This is a genomic window from Cupriavidus sp. GW823-FHT06D04, assembly GCF_058795055.1.
Genome location: NZ_JBXAHL010000025.1, coordinates 58,182 through 83,910 on the forward strand (window position 1 = coordinate 58,182; position 25,729 = coordinate 83,910).

25 protein-coding genes are annotated in these 25,729 nt (G+C 66.5%); 16 read left to right on the forward strand and 9 right to left on the reverse strand.

Translation table 11 applies throughout. The features are described 5' to 3' along the window. Positions 1-27 precede the first annotated feature (27 nt). The gene (mltB, locus tag AC1Q7H_RS25980; protein WP_013955859.1) at positions 28-1,134 is read right to left on the reverse strand and encodes a lytic murein transglycosylase B; all 1,107 of its coding nucleotides are present in this window, start codon (positions 1,132-1,134) and stop codon (positions 28-30) included. A gap of 149 nt (positions 1,135-1,283) precedes the next feature. Between mltB and AC1Q7H_RS25985 the strand changes: the two genes are divergently transcribed. The 8 genes from AC1Q7H_RS25985 to AC1Q7H_RS26020 all read left to right on the forward strand — a co-directional run bounded on the left by AC1Q7H_RS25985 (position 1,284) and on the right by AC1Q7H_RS26020 (position 9,526). Further along, positions 1,284-2,207 carry a histone deacetylase family protein gene (locus tag AC1Q7H_RS25985; protein ID WP_013955860.1) on the forward strand — a complete coding sequence of 308 codons (924 nt, stop codon included), beginning with the start codon at positions 1,284-1,286 and terminating at the stop codon, positions 2,205-2,207. A 12-nt stretch (positions 2,208-2,219) separates the two neighbouring features. After that, positions 2,220-3,023, forward strand: coding sequence for an enoyl-CoA hydratase (locus AC1Q7H_RS25990; RefSeq protein WP_492379716.1), 804 nt, complete (start codon positions 2,220-2,222; stop codon positions 3,021-3,023). Between the two features lie 164 nt (positions 3,024-3,187). After that, positions 3,188-4,222, forward strand: coding sequence for a methionine ABC transporter ATP-binding protein (locus AC1Q7H_RS25995; RefSeq protein ID WP_114132306.1), 1,035 nt, complete (start codon positions 3,188-3,190; stop codon positions 4,220-4,222). Beyond that, on the forward strand, positions 4,212-4,865 hold the full coding sequence (locus AC1Q7H_RS26000; protein WP_010812940.1) for a methionine ABC transporter permease: 654 nt from the start codon (positions 4,212-4,214) through the stop codon (positions 4,863-4,865). The genes AC1Q7H_RS25995 and AC1Q7H_RS26000 overlap by 11 nt, the downstream gene beginning before the upstream one ends. A gap of 46 nt (positions 4,866-4,911) precedes the next feature. Continuing rightward, complete coding sequence (locus AC1Q7H_RS26005; RefSeq protein WP_013955864.1) at positions 4,912-5,709, forward strand: MetQ/NlpA family ABC transporter substrate-binding protein; 798 nt, start codon at positions 4,912-4,914, stop codon at positions 5,707-5,709. Positions 5,710-5,928: 219 nt separating this feature from the next. Next, positions 5,929-6,678, forward strand: coding sequence for an electron transfer flavoprotein subunit beta/FixA family protein (locus tag AC1Q7H_RS26010; RefSeq protein ID WP_013955865.1), 750 nt, complete (start codon positions 5,929-5,931; stop codon positions 6,676-6,678). An 18-nt stretch (positions 6,679-6,696) separates the two neighbouring features. Then, positions 6,697-7,632 (forward strand): electron transfer flavoprotein subunit alpha/FixB family protein, encoded by a 936-nt coding sequence (locus AC1Q7H_RS26015; protein WP_013955866.1) that lies wholly within the window; start codon positions 6,697-6,699, stop codon positions 7,630-7,632. Between the two features lie 109 nt (positions 7,633-7,741). Beyond that, on the forward strand, positions 7,742-9,526 hold the full coding sequence (locus AC1Q7H_RS26020; protein ID WP_153955031.1) for an acyl-CoA dehydrogenase: 1,785 nt from the start codon (positions 7,742-7,744) through the stop codon (positions 9,524-9,526). A 78-nt stretch (positions 9,527-9,604) separates the two neighbouring features. Here AC1Q7H_RS26020 and AC1Q7H_RS26025 read toward each other — a convergent pair whose 3' ends face one another. After that, positions 9,605-10,909, reverse strand: a complete 1,305-nt coding sequence (locus AC1Q7H_RS26025) for a D-amino acid dehydrogenase (protein WP_153955032.1) — start codon at positions 10,907-10,909, stop codon at positions 9,605-9,607. 108 nt (positions 10,910-11,017) lie between these two features. Between AC1Q7H_RS26025 and AC1Q7H_RS26030 the strand changes: the two genes are divergently transcribed. Together AC1Q7H_RS26030 and AC1Q7H_RS26035 are read left to right on the forward strand one after the other, a co-directional pair. Continuing rightward, on the forward strand, positions 11,018-11,521 hold the full coding sequence (locus AC1Q7H_RS26030) for an Lrp/AsnC ligand binding domain-containing protein (RefSeq protein ID WP_013955869.1): 504 nt from the start codon (positions 11,018-11,020) through the stop codon (positions 11,519-11,521). A gap of 11 nt (positions 11,522-11,532) precedes the next feature. After that, entirely contained in the window at positions 11,533-12,753 is a 1,221-nt protein-coding gene (locus AC1Q7H_RS26035) for a PA0069 family radical SAM protein (RefSeq protein WP_492379430.1), read from the forward strand. Between the two features lie 296 nt (positions 12,754-13,049). Here the strand turns inward: AC1Q7H_RS26035 and AC1Q7H_RS26040 are convergent, their stop codons facing one another. From AC1Q7H_RS26040 to AC1Q7H_RS26060, 5 genes are all read right to left on the reverse strand, one after another. After that, positions 13,050-13,958, reverse strand: a complete 909-nt coding sequence (locus AC1Q7H_RS26040; RefSeq protein WP_211980825.1) for a LysR family transcriptional regulator — start codon at positions 13,956-13,958, stop codon at positions 13,050-13,052. Positions 13,959-13,980: 22 nt separating this feature from the next. Next, the gene (locus tag AC1Q7H_RS26045; protein ID WP_013955875.1) at positions 13,981-14,472 is read right to left on the reverse strand and encodes an NINE protein; all 492 of its coding nucleotides are present in this window, start codon (positions 14,470-14,472) and stop codon (positions 13,981-13,983) included. 136 nt (positions 14,473-14,608) lie between these two features. Then, positions 14,609-14,764: a hypothetical protein gene (locus tag AC1Q7H_RS26050; RefSeq protein WP_013955876.1), complete on the reverse strand. Its 156-nt coding sequence runs from the start codon at positions 14,762-14,764 to the stop codon at positions 14,609-14,611. Positions 14,765-15,062: 298 nt separating this feature from the next. Further along, positions 15,063-15,464, reverse strand: coding sequence for a hypothetical protein (locus AC1Q7H_RS26055; RefSeq protein ID WP_013955877.1), 402 nt, complete (start codon positions 15,462-15,464; stop codon positions 15,063-15,065). 153 nt (positions 15,465-15,617) lie between these two features. Further along, positions 15,618-16,745 carry a PQQ-dependent sugar dehydrogenase gene (locus tag AC1Q7H_RS26060; protein ID WP_013955879.1) on the reverse strand — a complete coding sequence of 376 codons (1,128 nt, stop codon included), beginning with the start codon at positions 16,743-16,745 and terminating at the stop codon, positions 15,618-15,620. Between the two features lie 176 nt (positions 16,746-16,921). On the opposite strand from AC1Q7H_RS26060, the gene rpsP reads away from it, so the two are divergent. The 5 genes from rpsP (at position 16,922) to AC1Q7H_RS26085 (ending at position 20,051) form a co-directional block, all read left to right on the forward strand. Further along, positions 16,922-17,176, forward strand: coding sequence for a 30S ribosomal protein S16 (gene rpsP / locus AC1Q7H_RS26065; RefSeq protein ID WP_010812927.1), 255 nt, complete (start codon positions 16,922-16,924; stop codon positions 17,174-17,176). Between the two features lie 111 nt (positions 17,177-17,287). After that, a complete protein-coding gene (gene rimM, locus AC1Q7H_RS26070) occupies positions 17,288-17,911 on the forward strand; it encodes a ribosome maturation factor RimM (protein WP_051591612.1) in 624 nt (207 codons plus the stop codon). 55 nt (positions 17,912-17,966) lie between these two features. Then, positions 17,967-18,749: a tRNA (guanosine(37)-N1)-methyltransferase TrmD gene (gene trmD, locus AC1Q7H_RS26075; RefSeq protein WP_013955881.1), complete on the forward strand. Its 783-nt coding sequence runs from the start codon at positions 17,967-17,969 to the stop codon at positions 18,747-18,749. A 75-nt stretch (positions 18,750-18,824) separates the two neighbouring features. Beyond that, positions 18,825-19,217, forward strand: a complete 393-nt coding sequence (gene rplS / locus AC1Q7H_RS26080; RefSeq protein ID WP_013955882.1) for a 50S ribosomal protein L19 — start codon at positions 18,825-18,827, stop codon at positions 19,215-19,217. 153 nt (positions 19,218-19,370) lie between these two features. Beyond that, the gene (locus AC1Q7H_RS26085) at positions 19,371-20,051 is read left to right on the forward strand and encodes a CoA pyrophosphatase (RefSeq protein ID WP_153955034.1); all 681 of its coding nucleotides are present in this window, start codon (positions 19,371-19,373) and stop codon (positions 20,049-20,051) included. A 12-nt stretch (positions 20,052-20,063) separates the two neighbouring features. Here AC1Q7H_RS26085 and AC1Q7H_RS26090 read toward each other — a convergent pair whose 3' ends face one another. Continuing rightward, positions 20,064-20,912, reverse strand: coding sequence for a sulfurtransferase (locus tag AC1Q7H_RS26090; protein ID WP_013955884.1), 849 nt, complete (start codon positions 20,910-20,912; stop codon positions 20,064-20,066). A gap of 208 nt (positions 20,913-21,120) precedes the next feature. Here AC1Q7H_RS26090 and dnaE point away from each other — a divergent pair, with 208 nt between their 5' ends. Then, complete coding sequence (gene dnaE / locus AC1Q7H_RS26095; RefSeq protein ID WP_153955036.1) at positions 21,121-24,633, forward strand: DNA polymerase III subunit alpha; 3,513 nt, start codon at positions 21,121-21,123, stop codon at positions 24,631-24,633. A 19-nt stretch (positions 24,634-24,652) separates the two neighbouring features. Here the strand turns inward: dnaE and AC1Q7H_RS26100 are convergent, their stop codons facing one another. Next, positions 24,653-25,726, reverse strand: coding sequence for a glycosyltransferase family 4 protein (locus AC1Q7H_RS26100; protein ID WP_153955037.1), 1,074 nt, complete (start codon positions 25,724-25,726; stop codon positions 24,653-24,655). Positions 25,727-25,729: the final 3 nt, after the last annotated feature.

Sequence of the window (25,729 nt, forward strand, 5' to 3'; positions counted from 1 at the left end):
CCTTTTTGCTTTGGCGGGCAGCTGGCGTCAACCCATCGCCGCCTTGACCGCCTCGCCCAGCTGGTACACCGCCAGCGCATAGAAGAAGCTGCGGTTGTAGCGTGTCAGCACGTAGAAGTTGCGCAGGCCGAGCAGGTATTCGGTCGGCTGGTCGGGGGTTGGCAGGTCCACCACCAGCACGCCGGTCTCGCCTTCGCGCACGGGGTCGATCGGCTCGTCCACGCGCAAGCCGGCGCGGGTCAGCTGGTTGAGCGTGCGCGTGGGCCATGGCTCGCCGTCGGCCGCCGCCGTGGCGACACCCAGGCTGCCGGCGTCGCCGGCAATGCGCCACACCACCGGGCGGCCCGGCTCCCAGCCGTGCAGCTGCAGGAAGCGCGCGACACTGCCGATGGCATCGGTAGGGCTGTTGCGCAGGTCGATGCGACCGTTGTTGTCGTAGTCGATGGCGTATTCGCGCAGGCTGGTCGGCATGAACTGCGGGATGCCGATCGCGCCCGCGAAGGAGCCCAGCACCGAGTACACGTCGGTGCGGGTGTCGCGGCACCACAGCAGGTAGTCGGCCAGCTGGTTGCGGAACAGCGTGCTGCGGGCTTCGCGGTTGGGCGTGTCCGGGTAGTCGAAGGCGAGCGTGGACAGCGAGTCGAGCACGCGGAAGGTGCCCATGTCGCGGCCGTAGATGGTTTCCACGCCGATGATGCCGACGATGACCGAGGCCGGTACGCCGAACTCGGCTTCGGCACGGCGCAGCGTGTCGCGGTTGTCCTGCCAGAAGCGCACGCCCGCGTTGATGCGGATCGGCTCGATAAAGCGCGAGCGGTAGGTGCGCCAGCTTTTGCGGCCGGTGGTGGCGGGCGGCATGATCAGCCGCACCACGGTGGCCGAATAGACCGCTTGGCTAAACCACTCCTGCAGCATCCCGCGGTCAAGGCGGTGGCGGGCCACCATCTCGTCGATAAACGCGCGGGTCTGCGGATTGTCGCGGTAGCGGCCGGGTTCGATCTCTTCCTCGCGCATGCTGACGCGGCGCTTGCCCGCGGCGAGCAGGCTGGGGGAGAGGCCGCAGAGTCCGAGTGCGGCAGCGGAAAGCGCGGCGCCCAGCAGGGGGCGTCGCAGTGAGCGCTGGGTGTCGGTCATGATGTCCTTTGCAAGTCGCACCGAGTATAGCGGATGCCACTGCGGCAACTACGGGCAAGCCGTCACGGCATGGCGCGCCAGCGCCGCTGGGTGGCATGGGCTGGCGTGTGCTAACGTAGCGATTGGAGACAACATTGCGACGATAAGAGATGCCGACAGGCTATTACACGCACCCCGAGTTCCAGCGGCACGAGATGGGGCATTTCCATCCTGAGTGCCCGGAACGCCTGCAGGCGATCGAGGATCACCTGATTTCGCACGGCCTGGACGGGCTGCTGGAGCGCCGCGAAGCCCCGCCCGCCACGCGCGAGCAGCTGGAGCGCGTGCACCGTCCCGACTATGTCGATTCGCTCGAACGCGCCAGCCCGGCCAGCGGCTATCACGCGATCGATCCGGATACCTCGATGAACTCGCACACGCTTGCCGCCGCCACGCTGGCCGCGGGCGCGGCGGTGGCGGCCACCGATGCGGTGATCGCGGGCGAGTTCGAGAACGCGTTCTGCTGCGTGCGCCCGCCCGGCCACCACGCCGAGCCTGACCGCGCCATGGGCTTCTGCTTCTACAACAACGTCGCCATTGCCGCGCGCCACGCGCTGCGGGCGCACGGCCTGGAGCGCGTGGCCATCATCGATTTCGACGTGCACCACGGCAACGGCACCGAAGCGGCGTTCCGCGGCGACGAGCAGGTGATGATGTGCAGCATCTTCCAGCACCCGTTCTATCCGTACAGCGGCACCGAGCATCTCGCGCCCAATATGGTCAACATCCCGCTGCCGGCCTATACCAACGGCGTGGCCGTGCGTGAAGTGGTCGAGACCATCTGGCTGCCGCGGCTCAATGAATTCCGCCCGCAGATGCTGTTTATCTCCGCCGGCTTTGATGCGCACCGCGAGGACGACCTGGGCCAGATGGGCCTGGTGGAGCAGGACTACGCCTGGATTACCGGCCAGCTGGTGGACCTTGCGCGCGTCCATGCGCAGGGCCGCATCGTCAGCTGCCTGGAGGGGGGCTACAACCTGAGCGCGCTGGGCCGCAGCGTGCTGGCGCACCTGAAGGTGCTGCTGGAACGATAGGAGAGCATGGCCATGGCCGAGAACGATGCGCGCGTGGACGCGCCGCTGCTGACCGAAGTGCGCGACACCGCGGGCGTGGTGCGACTGACCATGAATCGGCCGCAGGCGTTCAATGCGCTGTCAGAAGGGCTGCTCGACGCGCTGACCGAGGCCCTCGGCCGGCTGGCGTCGGACCACACCGTGCGCGTGGTGGTGCTGGCCGGCGCCGGCAGGGCCTTCTGCGCCGGGCACGACCTGCGCGAGATGCGGGCCTCGCCGTCGCACGACTACTACCGGCGCCTGTTCGACCGCTGCACCCGCATGATGATGGTGATCCAGAAGATGCCGCAGCCGGTGCTTGCGCGCGTGCAGGGCATCGCCACGGCGGCGGGCTGCCAGCTGGTGGCCATGTGCGACCTTGCGGTGGCCGCCGACGATGCGCGCTTTGCGGTATCCGGCGTCAACCTGGGCCTGTTCTGCTCGACGCCCGGGGTGGCGTTGTCGCGCAACCTGCACCGCAAGCAGGCAATGGAGATGCTGCTGACCGGTGACATGATCGACGCCGAAACCGCCCGTGAGCGCGGGCTGGTGAACCGGGTGGTGCCCGCTGGGCAGCTGGACCAAGAGGTGGCGCGCCTGGCCGCCAGCATCTGCGCCAAGCCGGCCGCCGCGGTGGCCGCGGGCAAGGGCCTGTTCTACCGCCAGCTGGAAATGGGCATCGAGGCCGCCTACCAGCTCGCCGGCCAGACCATGGCTTGCAACATGATGGACGAGTCGGCGCTGGAGGGGGTGCAGGCCTTCATTGACAAGCGTTCGCCGTCCTGGCGTGGCTCATAATCGACTTTCTCGCTTCTTATATGCCGGGAACGTATAAAGACATCGGCAAAAAGTCGTTTATGGTATGAAGCGAATCGCCTAAAATACGCGCTTCAGAAAAATAACGAGCGGCAACAGCGCTGGAGATCCCTCGCCTGTTGCCGTTTTCTTTTGGTCACCTTTCCATGATCGAACTGCAAGGACTGTCGCAGCGCTTCCCGGGCGCGTCTGGCGACGTGCATGCATTGCGGGACGTCAGCCTGTCGATAGCGGCGGGCGAAGTCTTCGGCATTATCGGCCGCAGCGGCGCCGGCAAGAGCACGCTGGTACGCGCCATCAATCTGCTGAACCGGCCCTCGAGCGGCCGCGTGATCGTCGCGGGCCAGGAACTGACAGCGCTGGACACGGGCGCGCTGCGCCTGGCACGCCGCGAGATCGGCATGATCTTCCAGCACTTCAACCTGCTGTCGTCGCGCACGGTGTATGAGAACGTGGCGCTGCCGCTGGAACTGGCCGGCAAGCCCAAGGCCGAGATCGCCGCGACGGTGCTGCCGCTGCTGGACCTGGTGGGCCTGTCGGCGCTGAAGGACCGCTATCCGGCGCAGATCAGCGGCGGGCAGAAGCAGCGCGTGGGCATTGCACGCGCTCTTGCCAGCAAGCCCAAGGTGCTGCTGTCGGACGAGGCCACTTCCGCGCTGGACCCGGAAACCACCCGCTCCATCCTGGAACTGCTCAAGCAGATCAACCGCGACCTGGGCCTGACCATCGTGATGATCACGCACCAGATGGAAGTCATCAAGCAGGTCTGCGACCGCGTGGCCGTGCTTGAAGCCGGCCAGGTGGTGGAGACCGGGCGCGTGATCGACGTATTCCTGCGCCCGCAGCACGACGTCACGCGCGCCATGATCGGCGACGTCATCTCGCAGGAGCTGCCGGCCAGCGTGCTCAAGCGCGTGGAGAGCCGGCTGGGCAACGGGCGCGACCACGTCTACCGCCTGGCCTTCACCGGCGAGGGCGTGGACCAGCCGGTGCTGGCCCAGGCAATCCGCCGCTACGGGCTGGACTTCAATATCTTGCACGGCCATATCGACGAGATCCAGGGCCAGGCCTTCGGCTCGCTGGCGATCATGGCCACGGGCGAACTGGCCGACGTGAAGGCGGCGATGGAATACCTGCAGGCGCAAGGCGTCGTGGTGGAGGAGTTCGAGCATGTGGTCTGAAATGTTTGACCTGTTCCTGACCTCGTTCAACGAGACCCTGCTGATGGTGGCGATCTCGGGCGTGGTCGGCTCGCTGCTGGGCGTGCCGCTGGGCGTGCTACTGCACCTGACCAACCGCGGCGGCGTGCTGTCGCACCCGTTGTTCAACCGCAGCATCGGCGTGGTGGTCAACGCGGTGCGCTCGATCCCGTTCATCATCCTGCTGGTGGTGGTGATCCCGTTCACGCGCTTTATCGTCGGCTCGTCGATCGGCACCACCGCGGCAATCGTGCCGCTGACCATCGCGGCGATCCCGTTTATCGCGCGCCTGGTGGAAAGCGCGCTGCGCGAGGTCGACAAGGGCCTGGTCGAGGCCGCCCAGTCGATGGGCGCCACCACCCGCCAGATCGTGTGGAAGGTGCTGCTGCCCGAGGCCATGCCCGGCATCGTCGCCGGCCTGACCATCACCTTTGTCAGCCTGGTCGGCTATTCGGCCATGGCGGGCGCGATCGGCGGCGGCGGCCTGGGCGACCTGGGCATCCGCTACGGCTACCAGCGCTATATCACCGAGGTCATGGTGGCGGTGGTGGTGATCCTGATCGTGTTCGTGCAGGCCGTGCAGAGCTTCGGCGACTGGCTTGTCCGCCGTATCAGCCACCGCTAATCCGTCAACGCCAAGACAATTATTTTCTGAAACAGGAACGCATATCATGCAACGTCGCAACCTGCTGCAATGGATTCTCGGCGCCGCGATCGGCGCAACGCTGGCCACCGGCGCCGTCGCCCAGGAAAAGCCGATCAAGATCGGCGTGACCGGCGGCCCGCACGCCCAGATCATGGAACAGGTGAAGAAGGTCGCCGCCAAGGACGGCTTGAACATCCAGGTGGTCGAGTTCAGCGACTACATCCAGCCCAACGCCGCGCTGGCTGCCGGCGACCTGGACGCCAACAGCTACCAGCACCTGCCGTACCTGGAAGCCCAGATCAAGGACCGCGGCTACAAGTTCACGCATATCGCCTATACGGTGACGTTCCCGATGGGCGTGTACTCCAAGAAGATCAAGTCGCTCGACCAGCTCAAGCAGGGTGCGCGCGTGGGCGTGCCCAACGATCCCACCAACGGCGGGCGCGGCCTGTTGCTGCTGCAGAGCAAGGGCGTGATCAAGCTCAAGCCCAACGCCGGCCTGAAGGCCACGCCGCTGGACATCGTCGAGAACCCGAAGAAGATCCGCATCGTCGAGCTGGACGCCGCGCAGCTGCCGCGCTCGCTGGATGACCTGGATGCCGCCGCCATCAACGGCAACTACGCGGAATCGGCCGGCCTGTCGCCCGTCAAGGACGCCATCGCCATCGAAGGCCCGAAGGGTCCGTACGCCAACCTGATCGCGATCCGCGAGGCCGACAAGAACAAGCCCTGGGTGGCCAAGCTGGTGAAGGCCTATCACTCGCCGGAAATCAAGCAATACGTCACATCGACCTTCAAGGACTCGGTCATTACCGCTTGGTAAGCCCGACGTCACTTTGAGGTTTTCATCCAATCAGACGATGCCCGCAAGCCCCAGTTTGCGGCACAATCGCTGGACGGCTGGGATCTGCCGGGCTATGCCCGGCATCATTTTGCCGATAAAATAGTACGATCGTTCGAAAAACAGGAGAGCCGCCAACCCGGTGGTTATAATGACGAGCGAACAAAATTTCTGACTATCAGCTATCAGTGGAGTGAGCGCATGAAAGTACTCGTCGCAGTCAAGCGGGTGGTGGATTACAACGTCAAGGTCCGCGTCAAGGCGGACGGCAGTGGCGTCGATCTGGCCAATGTGAAGATGAGCATGAACCCCTTCGACGAAATCGCCGTGGAAGAGGCCGTGCGCCTGAAGGAAGCGGGCGTTGCCACCGAAGTGATCGCCGTCTCGTGCGGTGTCACGCAGTGCCAGGAAACCCTGCGCACCGCGATGGCCATCGGTGCCGACCGCGGCATCCTGGTGGAATCGAACGAAGACCTGCAACCGCTGGCCGTGGCCAAGCTGCTGAAGGCGCTGATCGACAAGGAACAGCCGCAACTGGTGATCCTGGGCAAGCAGGCCATCGACGACGACTCCAACCAGACCGGCCAGATGGTGGCCGCGCTGGCTGGCCTGCCGCAAGCCACGTTCGCCTCCAAGGTGGTGGTTGCCGACGGCAAGGCCTCGGTGACGCGTGAAGTCGATGGCGGCCTGGAAACGCTGTCGCTCAAGCTGCCGGCCGTGGTCACGACCGACCTGCGCCTGAACGAGCCGCGCTACGTCACGCTGCCCAACATCATGAAGGCCAAGAAGAAGCAGCTCGATATCGTCAAGCCGGAAGACCTCGGCGTCGACGTCAAGCCGCGCCTGTCGACCCTGAAGGTGGTCGAGCCTGCCAAGCGCAGCGCGGGTGTGATGGTGCCGGACGTCGCGACGCTGGTGCAGAAGCTGAAGAACGAAGCCAAGGTTATCTGAGCGCGGGGGAGAAATAACATGACTGCACTCGTCATTGCTGAACACGACAATCAATCCATCAAGGCCGCCACGCTGAACACCGTGACCGCCGCTGCCCAGTGCGGCGGCGACGTGCACGTGCTGGTGGCTGGTTCCAACGCCAAGGCCGCGGCTGACGCCGCCGCCAAGATCGCCGGCGTGACCAAGGTCCTGCTGGCCGACGCACCGTACTTCGGTGACGGCCTGGCCGAGAACGTGGCCGAGCAGGCGCTGGCCATCGCCAACGACTACTCGCACATCCTGGCTCCGGCCACCCCGTACGGCAAGAACATCCTGCCGCGCGTGGCTGCCAAGCTGGACGTGGCCCAGATCTCGGAAATCTCCAAGGTCGACGCCCCGGACACGTTCGAGCGCCCGATCTACGCCGGCAACGCCATTGCCACGGTCAAGTCGGAAGACAAGATCAAGGTCATCACCGTGCGCGGCACCGCCTTTGACGCCGCTGCCGCCGAAGGTGGCTCGGCCGCCGTTGAAACCCTGCCGGCCGTGGCCGACGCAGGCGTTTCGCAGTTTGTTTCGCGCGAAGTGGCCAAGAGCGACCGTCCGGAACTGACCGCCGCCAAGATCATCGTCTCGGGTGGCCGTGGCGTAGGTTCGGGTGAGAACTACACCAAGGTGCTGACGCCGCTGGCCGACAAGCTGGGCGCCGCGCTGGGTGCCTCGCGCGCTGCCGTGGACGCCGGCTTCGTGCCGAACGACTACCAGGTCGGCCAGACCGGCAAGATCGTCGCGCCGCAGCTGTACATCGCCGTCGGTATCTCCGGCGCGATCCAGCACCTGGCCGGCATGAAGGACTCCAAGGTGATCGTCGCGATCAACAAGGATGCCGAAGCGCCGATCTTCTCCGTGGCTGACTACGGCCTGGTGGGCGACCTGAACACCGTGGTGCCGGAGCTGGTGGCAGCACTGGGCTGATGCCTCGCCGGCCGCCCGGCGGCCGGCACGGGTAGCCGCAGGTAGCAAGTAACGAGCCGTTCCGGGGGTGACCCGCGAACGGCTTTTTCATACATGTTGGGAGACATCGATGACTTACCGTGCGCCGATCAAGGACATGCTGTTCGTCATGAACGAGCTGGCCGGGCTTGAGGCCGTCAGCAAACTGCCGGGCTTCGAAGAAGCCACGCCGGAAACGGCCGAGGCCGTGCTGGACGAGGCCGCCAAGTTCAACGAGCAGGTGGTCGCGCCGCTGAACCGCGCCGGCGACCTGGACCCGAGCAGCTGGAAGGACGGCGTGGTCTCCACCACACCCGGCTTCAAGGACGCGTTCCGCCAGTTCGGCGAGGGCGGCTGGCAGGGCGTGCTGCATCCGCAGGAGTTTGGCGGCCAGGGCCTGCCCAAGCTGATCGCCACCGCCTGCAACGAGATGCTGAACAGCGCGAACCTGTCGTTCGCGCTGTGCCCGCTGCTGACCGATGGTGCCATCGAGGCGCTGCTGACGGCCGGCACGGATGAGCAGAAGGCGACCTTCTTGCCGAAGCTGATCTCGGGCGAGTGGACCGGCACCATGAACCTGACCGAGCCGCAGGCCGGCTCGGACCTGGCCGCGGTGCGCACCCGTGCCGAGCCGCAGGGCGACGGCACCTACAAGGTGTTCGGCACCAAGATCTTCATCACCTACGGCGAGCACGACATGGCGAAGAACATCGTCCATCTCGTGCTGGCCCGCACGCCCACCGCGCCCGAGGGCGTCAAGGGCATCTCGCTGTTCATCGTGCCGAAGTTCATGGTCAACGTCGACGGCAGCACCGGTGAGCGCAACGACGTGCATTGCGTATCGATCGAGCACAAGCTGGGCATCAAGGCCAGCCCCACGGCCGTGCTGCAGTTCGGCGACCATGGCGGCGCCATCGGCACGCTGGTCGGCGAAGAGAACCGCGGCCTTGAGTACATGTTCATCATGATGAACTCGGCACGCTTCTCGGTCGGCATGCAGGGCATCGCCGTGTCCGAACGCGCCTACCAGCAGGCGGTGGCCTTTGCGCGCGAACGCGTGCAGAGCCGCCCGGTCGATGGTTCGGCGCGCGAGGCAGTGACCATCATCCACCACCCGGACGTCAAGCGCATGCTGATGACCATGCGCGCGCTGACCGAAGGCGCACGCGCCGTGGCCTATGTGGCCGCGGCCGCCAGCGACGCGGCGCACCAGCATCCCGACGAGGCCGTGCGCAGGCAGAACCAGGCCTTCTACGAGTTCCTGGTGCCGGTGGTGAAGGGGTGGAGCACCGAGCTGTCGATCGATGTCACCAGCCTGGGCGTGCAGGTGCACGGCGGCATGGGCTTTATCGAGGAAACCGGCGCGGCGCAGCACTACCGCGATGCGCGCATCCTGCCGATCTACGAAGGCACTACCGCAATCCAGGCCAACGACCTGATCGGCCGCAAGACCGTGCGCGACGGCGGCGCCGTGGCACGCGCGATCTGCGCGCAGATCGCCGAGACCGAGGCTGCGCTGGGCAAGCATGGCTGCACTGCGTTCACGGCGATGCAGGCGCAACTGGCCAAGGGCCGCGCGGCGCTGGAAGATGTAGTGGCGTTTGTCGTGGCCAATGCCAAGTCCGACCCGAACGCCGTCTTTGCCGGCAGCGTGCCTTACCTGAAGCTGTGCGGCATCGTGTTCTCCGGCTGGCAGTTCGGCCGCGCGATGCTGGCTGCCGATGCCAAGCGCGCCGAGGATCCTGCCTTCCACGATGCCAAGATCGCGACCGCGCATTTCTTCGCCGAGCACATCCTGTCGCAGGCGTCGGCATTGCGTGATGCCGTCGTCAGCGGCGGGGCGCCGGTCAATGCGCTGACCGCCGAGCAGTTCTGACCGGCAAGCGCTGCGCGCAGATGTGAAAAGGGCGACCCCGAAGGGTCGCCCTTTTTGCTGGTCGGGACGGTACCTGGATCAGGCGGCAGCCGGGCGCGGCGCCAGGTGCTGGCGCGCGGGCTTCAGGTAGCGGCCCACCGACAGGTCGTCGGCGCGGATCGCGGGCGACTTGCCCGAGACCAGGTCCGACAGCAGCTTGCCCGAGCCGCAGGCCATGGTCCAGCCCAGCGTGCCGTGGCCGGTGTTCAGCCACAGGCCGCGCACCTGGGTCGGGCCGACGATGGGCGTGCCGTCTGGGGTCATCGGGCGCAGGCCGGTCCAGAAGGTGGCGCGGCTGACATCACCGGCGCCCGGGAACAGGTCGGTCACCACGTGTTCGAGCGTGCGGCGCTTGGCCGGATCGAGGCTGCGGTCATAGCCGACGATCTGGGCCATGCCGCCCACGCGGATGCGGTCTTCGAAGCGGGTGATGGCGACCTTGTAGGTTTCGTCCAGCACGGTGGACACCGGGCTGCGCGACGGATCGTTCAGCGGCACCGTGATCGAGAAGCCCTTGAGCGGGTACACCGGCAGGTTGGACATGCCCGACAGGAACGGCTTGACCAGCTGCGTCGACCAGCTGCCCAGCGCCACCACCACCAGGTCGGCGGCCATCGGCTCGCCGTTGACCACGGCGCCGGTGACGGCATCGCCCTGGGTCATCAGGCTGTCGATCGAGCGGTTGTACAGGAATTTCACGCCCAGCATCTCGGCCATGCCTGCGAGCCGTTGCGTAAACAGCGCGCAGTCGCCGGTTTCATCGTTGGGGAGGCGCAGGCCGCCGGCCAGCTTGTGGCGGACGGCGGCCAGCGCCGGTTCGCTCGCGGCGAGTTCCTCGCGCGAAAGCAACTGGTAGGGCACCCCGGCTTCTTCCAGCACGGCGATGTCCTTGGCCGCGCCTTGCAGCTGCTCTTCGGTGCGGAACACCTGCAGCGTGCCTTGCTGGCGGCCTTCGTAAGCGATGCCGGTTTCCGCGCGCAGCGCGCGGATGCAGTCGCGGCTGTACTCGGCCAGCCGCACCATGCGTTCCTTGTTGACGGCGTAGCGCCCGGCGCTGCAGTTCAGCAGCATCTGCCACATCCATTGCAGCTGGAACAGGGTGCCGTCCGGACGGATGCTGAGCGGCGCGTGTTCCTGGAACATCCACTTGATCGCCTTGAGCGGCACGCCGGGCGCGGCCCATGGCGACGCATAGCCGGGCGAGATCTGCCCCGCGTTGGCAAAGCTGGTGCCGAGCGCGGGACCCGCCTCGCGGTCGACGACGGTCACTTCGTGACCGGCCTTGGCCAGGTACCACGCACTGGTGACGCCGATAACACCACTGCCGAGTACGAGAACGCGCATGTCCGGAAGCTCCAACTGCAATGACAAGTTGATAGAGGATTTATCTCTATACTATTGAATCCAATCCAGTCATTGTTATCGAATTTCTTCGGAAAACAGGAAAAACTCATGAGAACGAGTCGCCAGCCCATGCGCACCCTCGACCGGCTCGACCGCAAGATCCTGATGGCGCTGCAAAGCGACGGCAGGATGTCGATGAAGGACCTCGCCGAAGCGGTCGGGCTGACCATCACGCCCTGCATCGAGCGCGTTAAGCGCCTGGAGCGCGATGGTGTCATCATGGGCTACTACGCACGGCTGAACCCGGCACTGCTGGGCAGCGCGCTACTGGTGTTCGTCGAGATCTCGCTGGGCAACAAGTCGGGCAATATGTTCGAGCAGTTCCGGCGCGAGGTGCTGCGCATCCCGGAAGTGCTGGAATGCCACCTGGTCTCGGGCGATTTCGACTACCTGATCAAGGCGCGCATCCGCGAGATCGGCGAATACCGCCGGCTGCTGGGCGATATCCTGCTGCAGCTGCCCGGCGCAGCGCAGTCGAAGAGCTATGTGGTGATGGAAGAGATCAAGGAGACACTGGCGATTTCCGTCGAGGAGAAGAGCCAGGCAGTGTGACCAAGGCCAGCATGGAGCGCCCTCCGCAAAAACCCAAGCCCGCCAGCGGCCGCCCGACGCGGCCCGATGCCGACCCGGATGCACTCGCGCCGCAGGCAGGCCCGCGGCCGCCCGTGGCGCGCAAGGGCCGGGGCGCCGTGAGCAACCTGCAGGGACGTTTCGAGCGCGACCTGCGCGAAGCGTTCGACGATGGCTGGGGCAGTGCACCGGAAGAGGCACCGCATACCATCGAGGTCGCCCCGTCGCCGGAAGCCGCCCCGCTGCCGCCGCTGCGCACGGAAGTCCATATCGAGCGCGCCCGTTCTGTCCTGACGCGCAATGCATCCCCCGACATCCCGTTCGATGTCTCGCTCAACCCCTACCGCGGTTGCGAGCACGGCTGCATCTACTGCTTCGCCCGGCCGACGCACGCCTACCTGGACCTGTCGCCGGGGCTGGACTTTGAAACGCAGCTTTATGCCAAAACCAATGCCGCCGAGCGGCTGCGCGAGGCGCTGGCACGGCCGTCGTACCGCTGCGAGACCATCGCGCTGGGCGTCAACACCGACGCCTACCAGCCGATCGAGCGCGAACAGCGCATCACGCGCGGCCTGCTTGAGGTTATGAGCGAGTGTGACCACCCGGTGGCGCTGATTACCAAGTCGTCGCTGATCGAGCGCGATATCGACCTGCTCGCGCCGATGGCGGCGAAGCGGCTAGCGGTGGCGGCGGTCACCATCACCACGCTGGATGCCGGCATCGCGCGCACGCTGGAACCGCGCGCGGCCACGCCGTCACGCCGGCTGCGCACCATCCGCACGCTGACCGACGCCGGCATCCCGGTGGGTGTGAGCATCGCCCCGGTGATCCCGTTCATCACGGAACCCGACCTGGAGCGTGTATTGGAAGCGGCGCACGAAGCGGGCGCCGTCTATGCAAACTACATCGTGCTGCGGCTGCCCTGGGAAGTGCGGCCGCTGTTCGAGGAATGGCTGCTGGCACATTTTCCCGACCGCGCGGAACGGGTGATGAACCGCGTGCGCGACATGCGCGAGGGCAAAGCCTACGATGCCAGCTTTGCCTCGCGCATGCGCGGTACGGGCGTGTGGGCGGACTTGCTGCGCCAGCGTTTCTACAAGGCCGCCGAACGGCTAGGGTTTCGTTACAACCGGTTTGAGCTGGATACGTCGCGTTTCCGCCCGCCGGTCAGGGGGCCCCGCGGCAAGGACGATCCGCAGGGTTCGCTGTTCTGAGTCTTCTGAGCGCGCTCGGTGGCCAGTTGGTCGCCGATCATGCTGCTGGCGAGTTCCAGCGCGGCCTTCGCGCTCGATGGCGGCAGTCCCGAGGACAGCGCCAGCCTGACAGCGATCGCCGCCAGGCGTCCTTCCTCATAGGTTGGCATGTCGATGCTTGCTCCTTTGCGCCAGGGTGTGGCCCCGCCGCGCGTGACACCGCCGGGATCGGTCGGCTCTACCAGTATGGGCGAATTGGCGGAAAGGAGAGCCGCCGTTTGCGCCGGCCTTGATCGTGCGCAAGCGCGCAGTGCGCTCTAGGTATCGGGCCGGTCCCAATAGGGCGGGTTGCCGAAGCGCTCGGCGAAGAAGTCCACGAAGGCGCGTGTCTTGGGCGGTACCAGGTGCCGGCTGGGAAACACTGCCCAGATCGACACTGCCGGCACCACTGGATATTCGTCCAGCACTGTCGCCAGCGCGCCGCTGCGCAACAGCGGGCCCACATCCCAGGTCGACTTGAGCGAGATGCCGACGCCGGCCACCACCGCGTCGCGCAGCACTTCGCCGTTATCCACGCGCAGGTTGCCGCGCACGTTCACCACGGTCTCGCCCAGCGGCGTATTGAAGCGCCACGCCGACTGGTCGGCCAGCACCAGGCAGTTGTGCTGGCGCAGGTCGTCCGGGTGGCGCGGCACGCCATGGCGCTGCAGGTAGGCGGGTGAGGCGCAGATCACGCGGTGGCTGGGTGCGAGCGCGCGTGCCACCAGCGTGGAATCGGGCAGCACGCCCATGCGCAGCGCCACGTCGATGCTGGCATCGACCAGTCCGATCACCTGGTCGGTCAGGCGCAAGTCAAGCGTGATGTCGGGATAAGCGGCAAGGAATTCCGGCAGCGCCGGCGAGACATGCTGGCGCCCGAAGGACGCCGGCGCGGTCACGCGCAACTGCCCGCGCGGGTGCTCGGCGCCGGTGCCGACCGATTCGCTGGCCAGATCCGCGGTGGCAAGCAACTGCTCCGCATGCGGCAGGAAGCGTTCGCCGTCGGCGGTGAGTGCCAGCCGGCGTGTGGTGCGATGCAACAGGCGGCTGCCCAGGGACTGTTCCAGGCGGCCCAGGCGGGCGCTGGCGGTAGAGGTGGACAAGCCCAGGTCGCGCGCGGCGGCCGACAGGTTGCCCAGCGCCGCGGCGCGGACGAAGACGGCAATGTCGAGCAGGTCGAAATGCACGGCGCCAATGCCGCCGCGGCCGTTATTGCGACAACGCGCGGGCGGCCTCGACCTGCGATTCGAAGAAGGTCTGGAAGCTGATCGCCAGCCCGGCCATCAGCAGGCCGGTGCCGATCAGCAGCGACAGGATCACCAGAATCACCACCGGCCAGCCGGAGCGCGTAGGTTTGCCGAGCTGGTTGAAGCGTGCGTCCCATTTGTCGTCCGGGCGCAGCCCGTAGACGATGGCCGCCAGGAAGGCGCTGATGACGGAGGCTCCGCCGGCGACGGCGAAGGTCCAGTTCAGCACCGGGGTGCCCGCGCCGGCCGCCATCGAGGCCACGCCGATCGCGCCCGCCAGCAGCGCCAGCAGGTGCGTCCAGCCATACGGGTCGCGCAGGCCGCCCAGGTAGAAGCGATGCGCGCCCAGGCTGCCGAACAGGAACGCCAGCGCCACGGTCAGCAGCTTCGATTTGCCGCGCGCGGGCGGCGAGGCGAGCGTGGAGGCATGGCGGGCTGGCGTGGCTGCTGGCATGGTCGGATATCCGGCGGTTGCGGGCCGGCAATGCACCGGCACAGGAACGGCGGCACACGGGTACCGGCCGGCCCACATTGTACGCCGGCAGTCAGCGCAAGAAAGGGAAGTGCGTCAGAAGACGCGCAGGACGGCGCTAATGCCAGCCTGACTGCAGGCCGTCCAGGAAGGCCACCGCGTGCTCGCTGATATGGGTTTCGCCGTAGAGGACCAGGGTCAGGATGCCCATGAACAGGATTGACAGCGATAACTGGCCGGCGTGTTCGGCCAGGTCGCTAAGAAGGGATGACATGATAAACCTCACAGAATTATTGTTATTGTCTTTCTGGAGGCTGCGCCCGGGCCGTTTTGATCGGGTCCGGCAGGAGGTGTCGGGCAGAGGCAGGTCAGTTCGATTGCCGTCTGCACTGGACGGCACGCTGTGAGCCCCGGACAGCGCCGGGCGGCAGCCTGTGCGTGGCACCCGGAAAGCGGGGCACACACTTAAATAGAGACAGGGGGAGCGGGGGAGGAGTTCCGTGAACAGCCGAAAGACCGTTGGGCCGTGCGGCAATGGGCGGGGTTGCGCCGACAGCCGTCAGCAGCGACCTTTATCGGCCATTGTCGCGGCCACGTGCCTGCCAGCCGGGGCCGACGTTGCCTGGCCGGGAGTCGTTGCGGGCTTCATTGGGGTTGTCGCGTTCCTGGCCCCGGCCGCGGTTATCGTCGCGGGCACCAGCCAGCGCGGCGCGGCGCCCGCTCAGGCGGTCGTCGGCACGGGCGCGTGCTTCCATGCGGTCGATCTGGGCTTGCACGTGCTCGCGGCTCTCGGCGCGCACGCTGGCCATCTGCCAGCCGTCGCGGGGCTGCGGCTGCATCCGAGCGGAGCGGCCATCGGGCCGTACTTGTTGCCAGAACGCGACCTGGGCATGGCTGGCGGCAACCGCGCCGACCAGGCCCGAGGCCACCAGGATGCCAGCCACCAGGTCGCGCAGGAGAGAGCGGGTGAGCATGCGGATTCCCAGGTTCCTGACGCGCTGTGTTGCTGTTGGAAGATGGGTTCATGGTACGCATGGGCCATCGGGGCGCCTATGCCAATCCCGTTACCGGTGTAACGGATTGTTTCGGCCACCCGGGCCCCCTTTCCGTGGGGTTTTCAGCGGGGTTCAGGGCCGGTAGCGGATGCGGTAAATGGCCCCGGCAAGGTCGTCGCTGACCAGCAGCGAACCGTCCGGTGCAACCAGGACGTCGACCGGGCGGCCCCACGGCCTGCCACCGCGCAGCCAGCCCTGCGCGAACACCTCCTGGTGCACCGCCTTGCCGGCATCGTCGAGCACCACCCGGACCACGCGGTAGCCGGACGGCTCGCTGCGGTCCCAGCTGCCGTGCTCGGCAATGAAGACGTTGTTGCGGTAGGGCGCCGGGAATTGCGTGCCGGTATAGAAGCGCATGCCCAGGGCCGCCACGTGCGCACCCAGCAGGGCCACCGGCGGCACGAACTCGGCGCAGGAGCGCTGGCTGCCATATTCGGGATCGGCAACCTTGCCGGCATGGCAGTACGGGTAGCCGAAATGCTGGCCGGCAGCGGTGGCGCGGTTGAGTTCGTCGTCGGGCAGATCGTCGCCCATGCGGTCGCGGCCGTTGTCGGTGAACCACAGTTCGCGCGTGGCCGGGTGCCAGTCGAAGCCGACGGTGTTGCGCACGCCGCGTGCCACCACCTGCAGGTCGCTGCCGTCGGGCTTCATCTTCATGATGTTGGCGTAGCGGTTCTCGTCGGGCGCGCAGATGTTGCATGGCGCGCCGACCGGCACGTAGAGATAGCCGTCGGGACCGAAGGCGATGAATTTCCAGCCATGGTGCCCGTCCGTGGGGAAGCGGTCGCTCACCACCGTTGGTGCCGGCGGCTTGTCGAGGCTGGCCTCGATATGGTCGATCCGCACGATCTTCGACACCGAGGACGCGTACAGGCTGCCGTCGTGCAAGGCCACGCCGGCCGGCATGCGCAGCCCGGTGGCGACCGTGCGCACGCGCGGCCGGGCCCCCAGCGCGTCGGTCACCGCGTAGACCTTGCCTTCGCCGCGCGAGCCGACGAAGAGCGTGCCCGACGGCGACATCGCCATGGCGCGCGCGCCTGGCACGTCCTGCGTCAGCACCTCGATGCGGAAACCAGGCGGCAGCCGGACCTGGTCCAGCGGCAGGGCGGCCGGCGCGGACCCGGTGCCTGCCAGCAGTACAATGGCGAGCAGGGCCGCGGGCTGCACGGTGCGTGCCATGAAGTGCAGAGCCGGGCGCATGTCGGGCCTCCTGTCGCGGTTTTTGCCACGATGCCTGCACGGCAGGCGCGCGTCAATCGCCTAAGTTCACCTAAGTGTTTGTTTGGCCTCGGTAACTGGGCTATACTCTTGCGTTTCGTGTTCGAACGTCCTCGAACACCCCGTTTCGAACACCCCGTTTTCTGAGGAATCATTCCATGGTCGTTATCCGTCTGGCTCGCGGCGGCAGCAAGAAGCGCCCGTTCTTCAACATCGTCGCCACCGACTCGCGCAACCGTCGCGATGGTCGTTTCATTGAGCGCGTTGGTTTCTACAACCCGCTGGCTACGGAAGGTGAAGAAGGCCTGCGCCTGGCGCAAGACCGCCTGGCTTACTGGCAAGGCGTTGGCGCCCAGCTGTCGCCGACCGTTGCCCGCCTGGTCAAGCAAGGCGCCGCCAAGGCTGCTGCCTGATAGTCGCCTGCAGCGCGCCCCGTCGAACCGCTTTTACGGCCGGCGGGGCGTGTTCTTATTGCACACGTGACTGAACGAAAGCAGGGCGCCGTCCGGCCGCTGAACCGACCGCTGGTTCAGCCCCAGGGCGAGCCACAAAAGGCTTGCAAACTGCCCGCGGCGCTCCTGTATGCCGACCCCCTGCCGGAAGACCTTGTAGAGGTCGGCTATATTGGCGCTGCCTACGGCATCCGCGGCTGGATCAAGGTCTTGCCGCATGCCGATGATGCTTCGGCCCTGCTGCATGCCCGCCGCTGGTGGCTGCTGGCACCGCCGCAGGCGGGGCTGGTGGCGGCCGATGCGTCGCGTGCCCAGCCCGTCTGCGTAAAGATCGCGCAGTCGCGCGAGCACAGCGGCACCGTCGTGGCGCAAGCGTCCGGCGTGGCCGACCGCAATCTTGCGGAAGCGCTCAAGGGCCGTCGCGTGTGGATCCGGCGTGCGGATTTTCCCGCGCCGGAAGAAGATGAGTTCTACTGGGTCGACCTGATCGGCTGCACCGTCAGCAACGAGCAAGGCGAGTTGCTGGGCGAGGTGTCCGGGCTGATCGACAACGGTGCCCACCAGATCCTGCAGGTGGCCTGCGTGCTCCCTGACGGCAAGGCCGGTGAACGGCTGATTCCGTTTGTCGATGCGTTCCTGCGCTCGGTGGATACCGCGGGCAGGCGCATCGTGGTGGACTGGGGGCTCGACTACTGAGCCTGTGCCCGCGATGGTGCGGGATTGGCGCAGGATTGGGATTGGGAGAGAGCGGATGCAGTTCGATGTGATCACGCTGTTTCCCGACATGTTTCGCGCGCTGACCGACTGGGGTATCACCAGCCGGGCGGCCAAGCAGCAGCGCTATGGCTTGCGCACCTGGAATCCGCGTGATTTCACGGTCGACAACTACCGCACCATCGATGATCGTCCTTACGGCGGCGGTCCCGGCATGGTGATGCTGGCCAAGCCGCTGGATGATGCGATCGATGCCGCGGTGGCGGCGCAGGCGCAGGCCGGCGTGCCGAAGCCGCATGTGGTGCTGATGTCGCCGCAGGGCAAGACGCTGTCGCATGCCAGGGTGATGGAGCTGGCCGAACGGCCGGGCCTGGTCTTGCTGTGCGGCAGGTATGAGGCCATCGACCAGCGGCTGATCGACCGCCGCGTGGACGAGGAAATCAGCCTCGGCGACTTTGTGCTGTCGGGCGGCGAGCTGCCGGCGATGGCGCTGATCGACGCCGTGGTGCGGCACTTGCCCGGCGTGCTGGGCGATGCGCAGTCCGCCGTGCAGGACAGTTTCGTCAATGGCCTGCTGGATTGTCCGCACTACACGCGGCCGGAAGAATATGAAGGCGTGCGGGTTCCCGAGATCCTGCTCGGGGGGCATCACGCCGAGATCGAGAAATGGCGGCGCCAGCAGGCGCTGGCCAATACCGCGAGCAAGCGCCCCGACCTGATCGAGGCCGCTCGCGAACAAGGTTTGCTGACCCGCGCCGACGAGAAATTCTTGTCGGAATGGGCGGCGAAGGAAGGGCGGGGGGAGACCCCCGCCAGGTAAAACCCCATCCTCTGCCGGGGCCCGGGCAATGCCTGGGGCATACAACGCCGGCACGATGGTTACGGAGAAAAAACGATGAACATCATCGAGCAGATCGAGAAGGAAGAGATCGCGCGTCTGACCGCGAACAAGACCATCCCCGCATTCGCACCTGGCGACACCGTGATCGTCAACGTGAACGTGGTGGAAGGTACCCGCAAGCGCGTGCAGGCCTACGAAGGCGTCGTGATTGCCAAGCGCAACCGCGGCCTGAATTCGTCCTTCATCGTGCGCAAGATCTCGTCGGGTGAAGGCGTGGAACGTACGTTCCAGCTGTACTCGCCGCTGATTGCCGGCATCGAAGTGAAGCGTCGCGGCGACGTGCGTCGTGCGAAGCTGTACTACCTGCGCCAGCGTTCGGGCAAGTCCGCACGTATCAAGGAAAAGCTGGTGTCGAAGGCTGCTGTCGCTGCCAAGGCTGCGCAGTAAGCTGGGCATGCCGGCCGGGGCAGCCCGGCCAGCGTTTCCTCAGGAAGGGCACCCCAGGGTGCCCTTTTTGCATTGGCGCGGCGCAAACGTTGGAAGCGGCGGGCATTTTTGCTGCGACGCCAGAATGCGCGCTTCTGTCATACTTGCAATGTTATGCGTCCTGCTTTCGATCCCGAATCCCTTCCCGTCATCGACACCGACCTGCGCAACAGCGCCCTGAGCGCGCCGCGGTTGCAGGTGGACTTTATCCGGCACCGCTTCCAGGTGCCGCCGGCCTGGGCGCCGGAGCTGACCGATGAATCGCGTGTCTATGACCGCAGCCGCGGGCTGCGCGACGCCGCCGTGTTAGTGCCGCTGGTGGAGCGCCATTACGGCCTGACGGTGCTGCTGACGCAGCGCAATGCCAACCTGAGCGCGCATGCCGGGCAGATCAGCTTCCCGGGCGGGAGGCAGGAGTCATGGGATGTCAACCGAATCGACACGGCGCTGCGCGAGACGGAAGAAGAGGTGGGCCTGGCGCGCGACTATGTGGAAGTGCTGGGTGCGCTGCCGGACTACATCACCGGCACCGGTTTCCACGTGAGCCCCGTGGTAGGGCTGGTGCGTGACGGTTTCACGCTGCGCCCCGATGCCTCGGAAGTCGCCGATGTCTTCGAAGTGCCGCTCGCGTTCCTGATGGACCCGTCCCACCATGAACGGCGCCTGTTCCGCTGGGTCGATGGCGAACGGGTGTTCTACGCCATGCCCTATCCGCGCGAGACAGGCGGCCACCGCTTTATCTGGGGCGCCACCGCGGGCATGCTGCGCAATCTTTACCACCTGCTGGCGGCCTGAGCTGCCGGGTTCTTACGCTGCGGCCTGGTCCTTGCTGCCGATGCAGTGGGGGCAGCTCTTGCCGACCACGTAGTGCGGGCTTTGCTGCTCCTGCGGCGTGACCACCGCGCGGCAGGCAAAGCATTGCTTGGGGCCGGCAGGCTCCAGGTTGGGGTTCAGCGCGGTGCGGTAGTCAAAGACGAAGCAGTCGCCGCGATAGTGGCTGCCGCCGACCTCCTCGAAGTACTTCAGGATGCCGCCCTCGAGCTGGTACACGCGCTCGATGCCGGCTTCCTGCATATGGATCGCCGCCTTCTCGCAGCGGATGCCGCCGGTGCAGAACGACACCACGGTCTTGCCTTCCAGCTCACCCTTGTGGGCCGCCACTGCCTCGGGAAATTCGCTGAACTTGGCGATGTCGTATTCGACGGCGTCTTCGAACGTGCCAACCGCGACTTCGAAATCATTGCGCGTGTCCAGCATCACCACCGGACGGCCTTCGTCGTCGTGCCCCTGGTCCAGCCAGCGCTTCAGGTCGGCCGGCCGCACTGACGGCGCGCGGCCTTCCTCGGGGCGGATCAGCGGCATCTTCATGGTGATGATTTCCTTCTTGGCGCGCACCAGCATGCGCTTGAAGGGCTGGTTTTCCGACAGGCTTTCCTTGGGCACGATATCGGCAAAGCGCGCATCGGCATGCAGCCAGGCCATGAAGCCGTCGATGGCAGCGCGCGGGCCCGCCAGGAACATGTTGATGCCCTCGGGCGCGAGCAGGATCGTGCCTTTCAGGCCGGCCGCTTCGCAGCGCTCGCGCATGGCCGGGCGCAGGGTCTCGATGTCGTCCAGCGAGACGAATTTGTAAGCGGAAATATTGACGATCTGCATGAGAGACTGCGCCTGCACGGCCGCGTCCGGGAGGGGCGCCGACGGCTTGCGATAACTACCTGATTGGAAAGGCGAAATTATAACGCGTGCGGGCGCCGGCGCCGCGCATTCCCAAGCACGCCGATCAGCTATGCCGGGCCCTCGCGCGAGGCCGCCTGCACGCAATATCGGAGGCATGCCAGCGGACTGAGCCGGTACAATGTCGCCCATGTCCGCACCCCGCTTCGTACACCTCCGCCTGCATTCCGAATATTCCATCGTGGACGGCATCGTCCGCCTGGAAGACGCCGTCAAGGCCGCCGCCGCCGATGGCATGGGCGCTCTCGCCCTGACGGACCTTGCCAACGCCTTCGGGCTGATCCGTTACTACAAGGAGGCGCGCGGCGGCGGCGTGAAGCCCGTGGTCGGTGCCGACGTCTGGCTCACCAACGCCGAGGACCGCGACAAGCCGTCGCGCCTGCTGCTGCTGGTGCAGGACCGCCGCGGCTACCTGAACCTGTGCATGCTGCTGTCGCGCGCGTGGCTGGGCAACCAGCACCGCGGGCGCGCCGAGATCGATCCGGCCTGGTTCCTGGAACCCGGCGAGGACGACCTGCCGCTGGCCACTGGCCTGATCGCCCTGTCGGGCGCAATGGGTGGCGATATCGGCATGGCGCTGGCCAACGGCAATGCCGACGGTGCGCGCCGCGCGGCACAGCATTGGTCCACGGTATTCGCGCAGCGTTTCTACATCGAACTGCAGCGTGCCGGCAATGCCGGCACCGATGCCTACGTGCAGCAGGCCGTGCAGCTTGCGGCTGAACTGCAACTGCCGGTGGTGGCCACGCATCCGGTGCAGTTCATGACGCCGGACGACTACACCGCGCACGAGGCGCGCGTGTGCATCGCCGAGGGCGAGCTGCTGGCCAATCCGCGCCGCACCCGGCGCTTTACCACCGACCAGTACTTCAAGACCCAGGACGAGATGTGCGCGCTGTTCGCGGACATCCCCTCGGCACTGGAGAACGCGGTCGAGATCGCGCGCCGCTGCAACCTGACGCTGGAGCTGGGCAAGCCGCGCCTGCCGCTGTTCCCGACGCCCGACGGCATGTCGCTGGACGACTACCTGGTCTTCATGGCCAAGGACGGGCTGGAGAAGCGCCTGGCAGTGCTGTTCCCCGACGAGGCGGTGCGCGAATCGAAGCGCCCGGAATACTACGCACGGCTGGAGTTCGAGACCGGCACCATCATCAAGATGGGCTTCCCCGGCTACTTCCTGATCGTGGCGGACTTTATCAACTGGGCCAAGAACAACGGCGTGCCGGTGGGTCCGGGCCGCGGTTCGGGCGCCGGTTCGCTGGTCGCGTATGCGCTCGGCATCACCGACCTGGATCCGCTCAAGTACGCGCTGCTGTTCGAGCGATTCCTGAACCCAGAACGGGTGTCGATGCCTGACTTCGACATCGACTTCTGCCAGCACGGCCGCGATCGCGTGATCACCTACGTGAAGGAGAAGTACGGCAAGGACGCGGTATCGCAGATCGCCACCTTCGGCACCATGGCGGCCAAGGCCGCGGTGCGCGACGTGGGCCGCGTGCTCGACCTCGGCTACGGCTTTGTCGACGGCATCGCCAAGCTGATCCCGTTCAAGCCGGGCAAGCTGGTCACCATCGAGGAGGCCAAGAAGGAAGAGCCACTGCTGACCGAGCGCGAGAATAACGAGGAAGAAGTGCGCCAGTTGCTGGAACTGGCGCAGCGCGTGGAAGGCATGACGCGTAACGTCGGCATGCACGCCGGCGGCGTGCTGATCGCGCCCGGCAGGCTGACCGACTTCTGCCCGCTGTACACGCAGGGCGCGCAGAACGACGGCATGAGCGGCGTGGTCAGCCAGTACGACAAGGACGACGTCGAGGCCGCCGGCTTGGTGAAGTTCGACTTTCTGGGCCTGACCACGCTGACCATCCTGGACTGGGCCGAGCGCTATATCCGCCGCCTCGATCCGAGCAAGGCCGACTGGAACTGCAGCCATATCCCGCTCGACGACAGTCCCGCCTTCGATATCCTGAAGACTGCCAACACCGTCGCCGTGTTCCAGCTGGAAAGCCGCGGCATGCAGGGCATGCTCAAGGACGCCAAGCCTGACCGCTTTGAGGACATCATCGCGCTGGTGGCACTGTACCGCCCGGGCCCGATGGACCTGATCCCCAGCTTCTGCGCGCGCAAGCACGGCCGCGAGAAGGTGGAGTATCCCGATCCGCGCGTCGAACCCGTCCTGAAAGAGACCTACGGCATCATGGTCTACCAGGAGCAGGTGATGCAGATGGCGCAGATCATCGGCGGCTACTCGCTCGGCGGCGCCGACCTGCTGCGCCGCGCCATGGGCAAGAAGAAGCCCGAGGAAATGGCGCAGCACCGCGTGATGTTCCGCGAAGGTGCCGACAAGAATGGTCTCTCCGCGCAGCAGGCCGACGATATCTTCGACTTGATGGAGAAGTTCGCGGGCTACGGCTTCAACAAGTCGCACGCGGCCGCGTACGCACTGCTGGCGTACTACACCGCCTGGCTCAAGGCCCACCATCCGGCCGAATTCATGGCAGCCAACATGTCGCTGGCCATGGATGACACCGACAAGGTCAAGATCCTCTACGAGGACTGCAAGCTCAACAAGCTCGCGGTGCTGCCGCCCGACGTCAACGCCAGCGAATACCGCTTCGCGCCGACCGACTCCAAGACCATCCGCTATGGCCTGGGTGGCATCAAGGGCAGCGGCCAGGGCGCCATTGAAGACATCCTGCGCGCGCGCGAAGAGCGCCCGTTCACCGATCTGTTCGATTTCTGCGAGCGCGTCGACCGCCGCCAGGTCAACCGCCGCACCATGGAGGCCCTGATCCGCGCCGGCGCCTTCGACAGCCTGAACGACAACCGCGCCCAGCTGCTGGCCTCGGTGCCGATCGCGATGGAGGCCGCCGAGCAGAAGGCGGAGTCCGCCAACCAGGTGTCGCTGTTCGACCTGATGGGCGATGCCGGCGAAGCGCACCGCCCCGAGCTGCTGGACGAGCCCCGCTGGAGTCCCAAGCGCACGCTGCAGGAAGAAAAGCAGGCGCTTGGCTACTACTTCTCAGGCCATCTGTTCGATGCCTATCGCGACGAGGTGCGCCGCTTCAACAAGGGCACGCTGGCAGCGCTGGAAAAGGAAGTGCAGGGCAACGGCGGCGGCTTCGGCCGCGATGTGCGCGGCAAGACCATCGCCGGCGTGATCTCCGGCGTCCGCACGCAGATGACCCAGCGCGGCAAGATGCTGATCGTGACGCTCGACGACGGCACCGGGCTGGTCGAGATGACGGTGTTCAACGAGCTGTTCGACGCCAACCGGCACATGTTCCGCGAGGACGAGCTGCTGATTGCCACGGGGAATGCGCGGCACGATACGTTTACCGGTGGGGTGAGGTTCACGGCGGAATCGGTGATGGACCTGGTGGCCGCGCGCCTCAAGTTCGCCAGCGCGGTGCGGCTGGCGATGAATGGCAATTCCTCGACCGGGATGCTGCGCGAACTGCTGATGCCGCACCTGGCCCGCGCCAGCGGCGGGCAGGGTTTGCCGGTGCGCATCCACTACCAGTCGGCGGCGGCTTCGTGCGAGGCCATGCTCGGAGCGGACTGGAAGGTGGTGCCCTCCGACGAGGCGCTGACCGCGTTGCGGCTGGCGCTGTCGCCGGACAGCGTCAGCACCCTCTACGAATAAACCGACGGCAGCGGCGGTCTCAGGCCGCCTGCCGGGCGGCACGCGCGCTGGCCGCCAGCGTTAGCAGCGCGTCGACGTGGGCCTCGATGCCCGGATCGTAGTTGAGCATCGCCATCGGGTCCGCCAGCCGGCCCTGGCCGCTGCGTGCCGCGTCGACCGCGGCGCGAATCGCGCGGTCGAGCGTCTCGGCGCGATCGCGTGCGAAGGCATGCACGGCCTGCGGCCGGATCACCTCCAGGCAGGCAATATTGTCGGCAAAGACCAGAGGTGTGCCGCACAGCACCGATTCCACGCCGACCAGTCCGAACGGTTCATAGCCCGAAGCCAGGATGGTGAAGTCCGCGGCGCGGTAGAGCGCGTCGATGCGGCTGCTGTAGCCCAGTTCCCGTACCCGCGGGATGGTGCGCCCGACCGGACGGCCGGCCACGGCAAGCGTGATCGGCAGGTCCGATTCAGAGAAATAGTCGGCAAGCAGGTCGAAACCCTTGCGGGCATGGCCCGAAGACGGGAACAGGAACACGACCTCATCGTCACCGAAACCGAACTCACGGCGCAACGCGGCGCGCGCGTCGGCGTCGACCGGCGTGAAGCGCTGCGTGTCGACCGGCGGATAGATCAGTTCCACGCGGTCCGGCGGCATCCCGTACAGCTCGATCACCTCGCGGCGCATCAGCGCCGAATGCGCCACCACGCGATGCGCGCCAGCATACTGCGCACTCTCCAGGTCGATCTGCCACTGGTCGGAGCGGCGCGCTGCCGTGCCGCGCGCGCCGAGATAGCCGCGGTGGGTGCCGCCGCAAATGGCGATGTCCGAGCCGCGCACGCGGTTGCAGCCGATCAGCACTTCATCCGCTGGCAGGCGCGCTTGCAGGCGCCACGAGAAATAGCGGTCGCGCAGCTTGCCGGGCAGCCACGAGACCAGGATGCGATGCGGCGTGACGCCGGCCGCCTGCGCCACGCCGGTGTCGAAGCGGCGCGCGTAGACCGACACCTCGGTGCCGGCGCGGGCGGCCATCGCGCGGCTGATGTCAAGCGCGTAGCGTTCCAGGCCGCCGCCTGCGCCGAAGCGATTGCAGGAGATGCCAACTTTCATCGA

Bases quoted from the DNA above. Each gene is read 5' to 3' on its own strand.
- mltB (WP_013955859.1), bottom strand. From the start codon at position 1,134: ATGACCGACACCCAGCGCTCACTGCGACGCCCCCTGCTGGGCGCCGCG.
- AC1Q7H_RS25985 (WP_013955860.1), top strand. From the start codon at position 1,284: ATGCCGACAGGCTATTACACGCACCCCGAGTTCCAGCGGCACGAGATG.
- AC1Q7H_RS25990 (WP_492379716.1), top strand. From the start codon at position 2,220: ATGGCCGAGAACGATGCGCGCGTGGACGCGCCGCTGCTGACCGAAGTG.
- AC1Q7H_RS25995 (WP_114132306.1), top strand. From the start codon at position 3,188: ATGATCGAACTGCAAGGACTGTCGCAGCGCTTCCCGGGCGCGTCTGGC.
- AC1Q7H_RS26000 (WP_010812940.1), top strand. From the start codon at position 4,212: ATGTGGTCTGAAATGTTTGACCTGTTCCTGACCTCGTTCAACGAGACC.
- AC1Q7H_RS26005 (WP_013955864.1), top strand. From the start codon at position 4,912: ATGCAACGTCGCAACCTGCTGCAATGGATTCTCGGCGCCGCGATCGGC.
- AC1Q7H_RS26010 (WP_013955865.1), top strand. From the start codon at position 5,929: ATGAAAGTACTCGTCGCAGTCAAGCGGGTGGTGGATTACAACGTCAAG.
- AC1Q7H_RS26015 (WP_013955866.1), top strand. From the start codon at position 6,697: ATGACTGCACTCGTCATTGCTGAACACGACAATCAATCCATCAAGGCC.
- AC1Q7H_RS26020 (WP_153955031.1), top strand. From the start codon at position 7,742: ATGACTTACCGTGCGCCGATCAAGGACATGCTGTTCGTCATGAACGAG.
- AC1Q7H_RS26025 (WP_153955032.1), bottom strand. From the start codon at position 10,909: ATGCGCGTTCTCGTACTCGGCAGTGGTGTTATCGGCGTCACCAGTGCG.
- AC1Q7H_RS26030 (WP_013955869.1), top strand. From the start codon at position 11,018: ATGAGAACGAGTCGCCAGCCCATGCGCACCCTCGACCGGCTCGACCGC.
- AC1Q7H_RS26035 (WP_492379430.1), top strand. From the start codon at position 11,533: ATGGAGCGCCCTCCGCAAAAACCCAAGCCCGCCAGCGGCCGCCCGACG.
- AC1Q7H_RS26045 (WP_013955875.1), bottom strand. From the start codon at position 14,472: ATGCCAGCAGCCACGCCAGCCCGCCATGCCTCCACGCTCGCCTCGCCG.
- AC1Q7H_RS26050 (WP_013955876.1), bottom strand. From the start codon at position 14,764: ATGTCATCCCTTCTTAGCGACCTGGCCGAACACGCCGGCCAGTTATCG.
- AC1Q7H_RS26055 (WP_013955877.1), bottom strand. From the start codon at position 15,464: ATGCTCACCCGCTCTCTCCTGCGCGACCTGGTGGCTGGCATCCTGGTG.
- AC1Q7H_RS26060 (WP_013955879.1), bottom strand. From the start codon at position 16,745: ATGCGCCCGGCTCTGCACTTCATGGCACGCACCGTGCAGCCCGCGGCC.
- rpsP (WP_010812927.1), top strand. From the start codon at position 16,922: ATGGTCGTTATCCGTCTGGCTCGCGGCGGCAGCAAGAAGCGCCCGTTC.
- trmD (WP_013955881.1), top strand. From the start codon at position 17,967: ATGCAGTTCGATGTGATCACGCTGTTTCCCGACATGTTTCGCGCGCTG.
- rplS (WP_013955882.1), top strand. From the start codon at position 18,825: ATGAACATCATCGAGCAGATCGAGAAGGAAGAGATCGCGCGTCTGACC.
- AC1Q7H_RS26085 (WP_153955034.1), top strand. From the start codon at position 19,371: ATGCGTCCTGCTTTCGATCCCGAATCCCTTCCCGTCATCGACACCGAC.
- AC1Q7H_RS26090 (WP_013955884.1), bottom strand. From the start codon at position 20,912: ATGCAGATCGTCAATATTTCCGCTTACAAATTCGTCTCGCTGGACGAC.
- dnaE (WP_153955036.1), top strand. From the start codon at position 21,121: ATGTCCGCACCCCGCTTCGTACACCTCCGCCTGCATTCCGAATATTCC.
- AC1Q7H_RS26100 (WP_153955037.1), bottom strand. From the start codon at position 25,726: ATGAAAGTTGGCATCTCCTGCAATCGCTTCGGCGCAGGCGGCGGCCTG.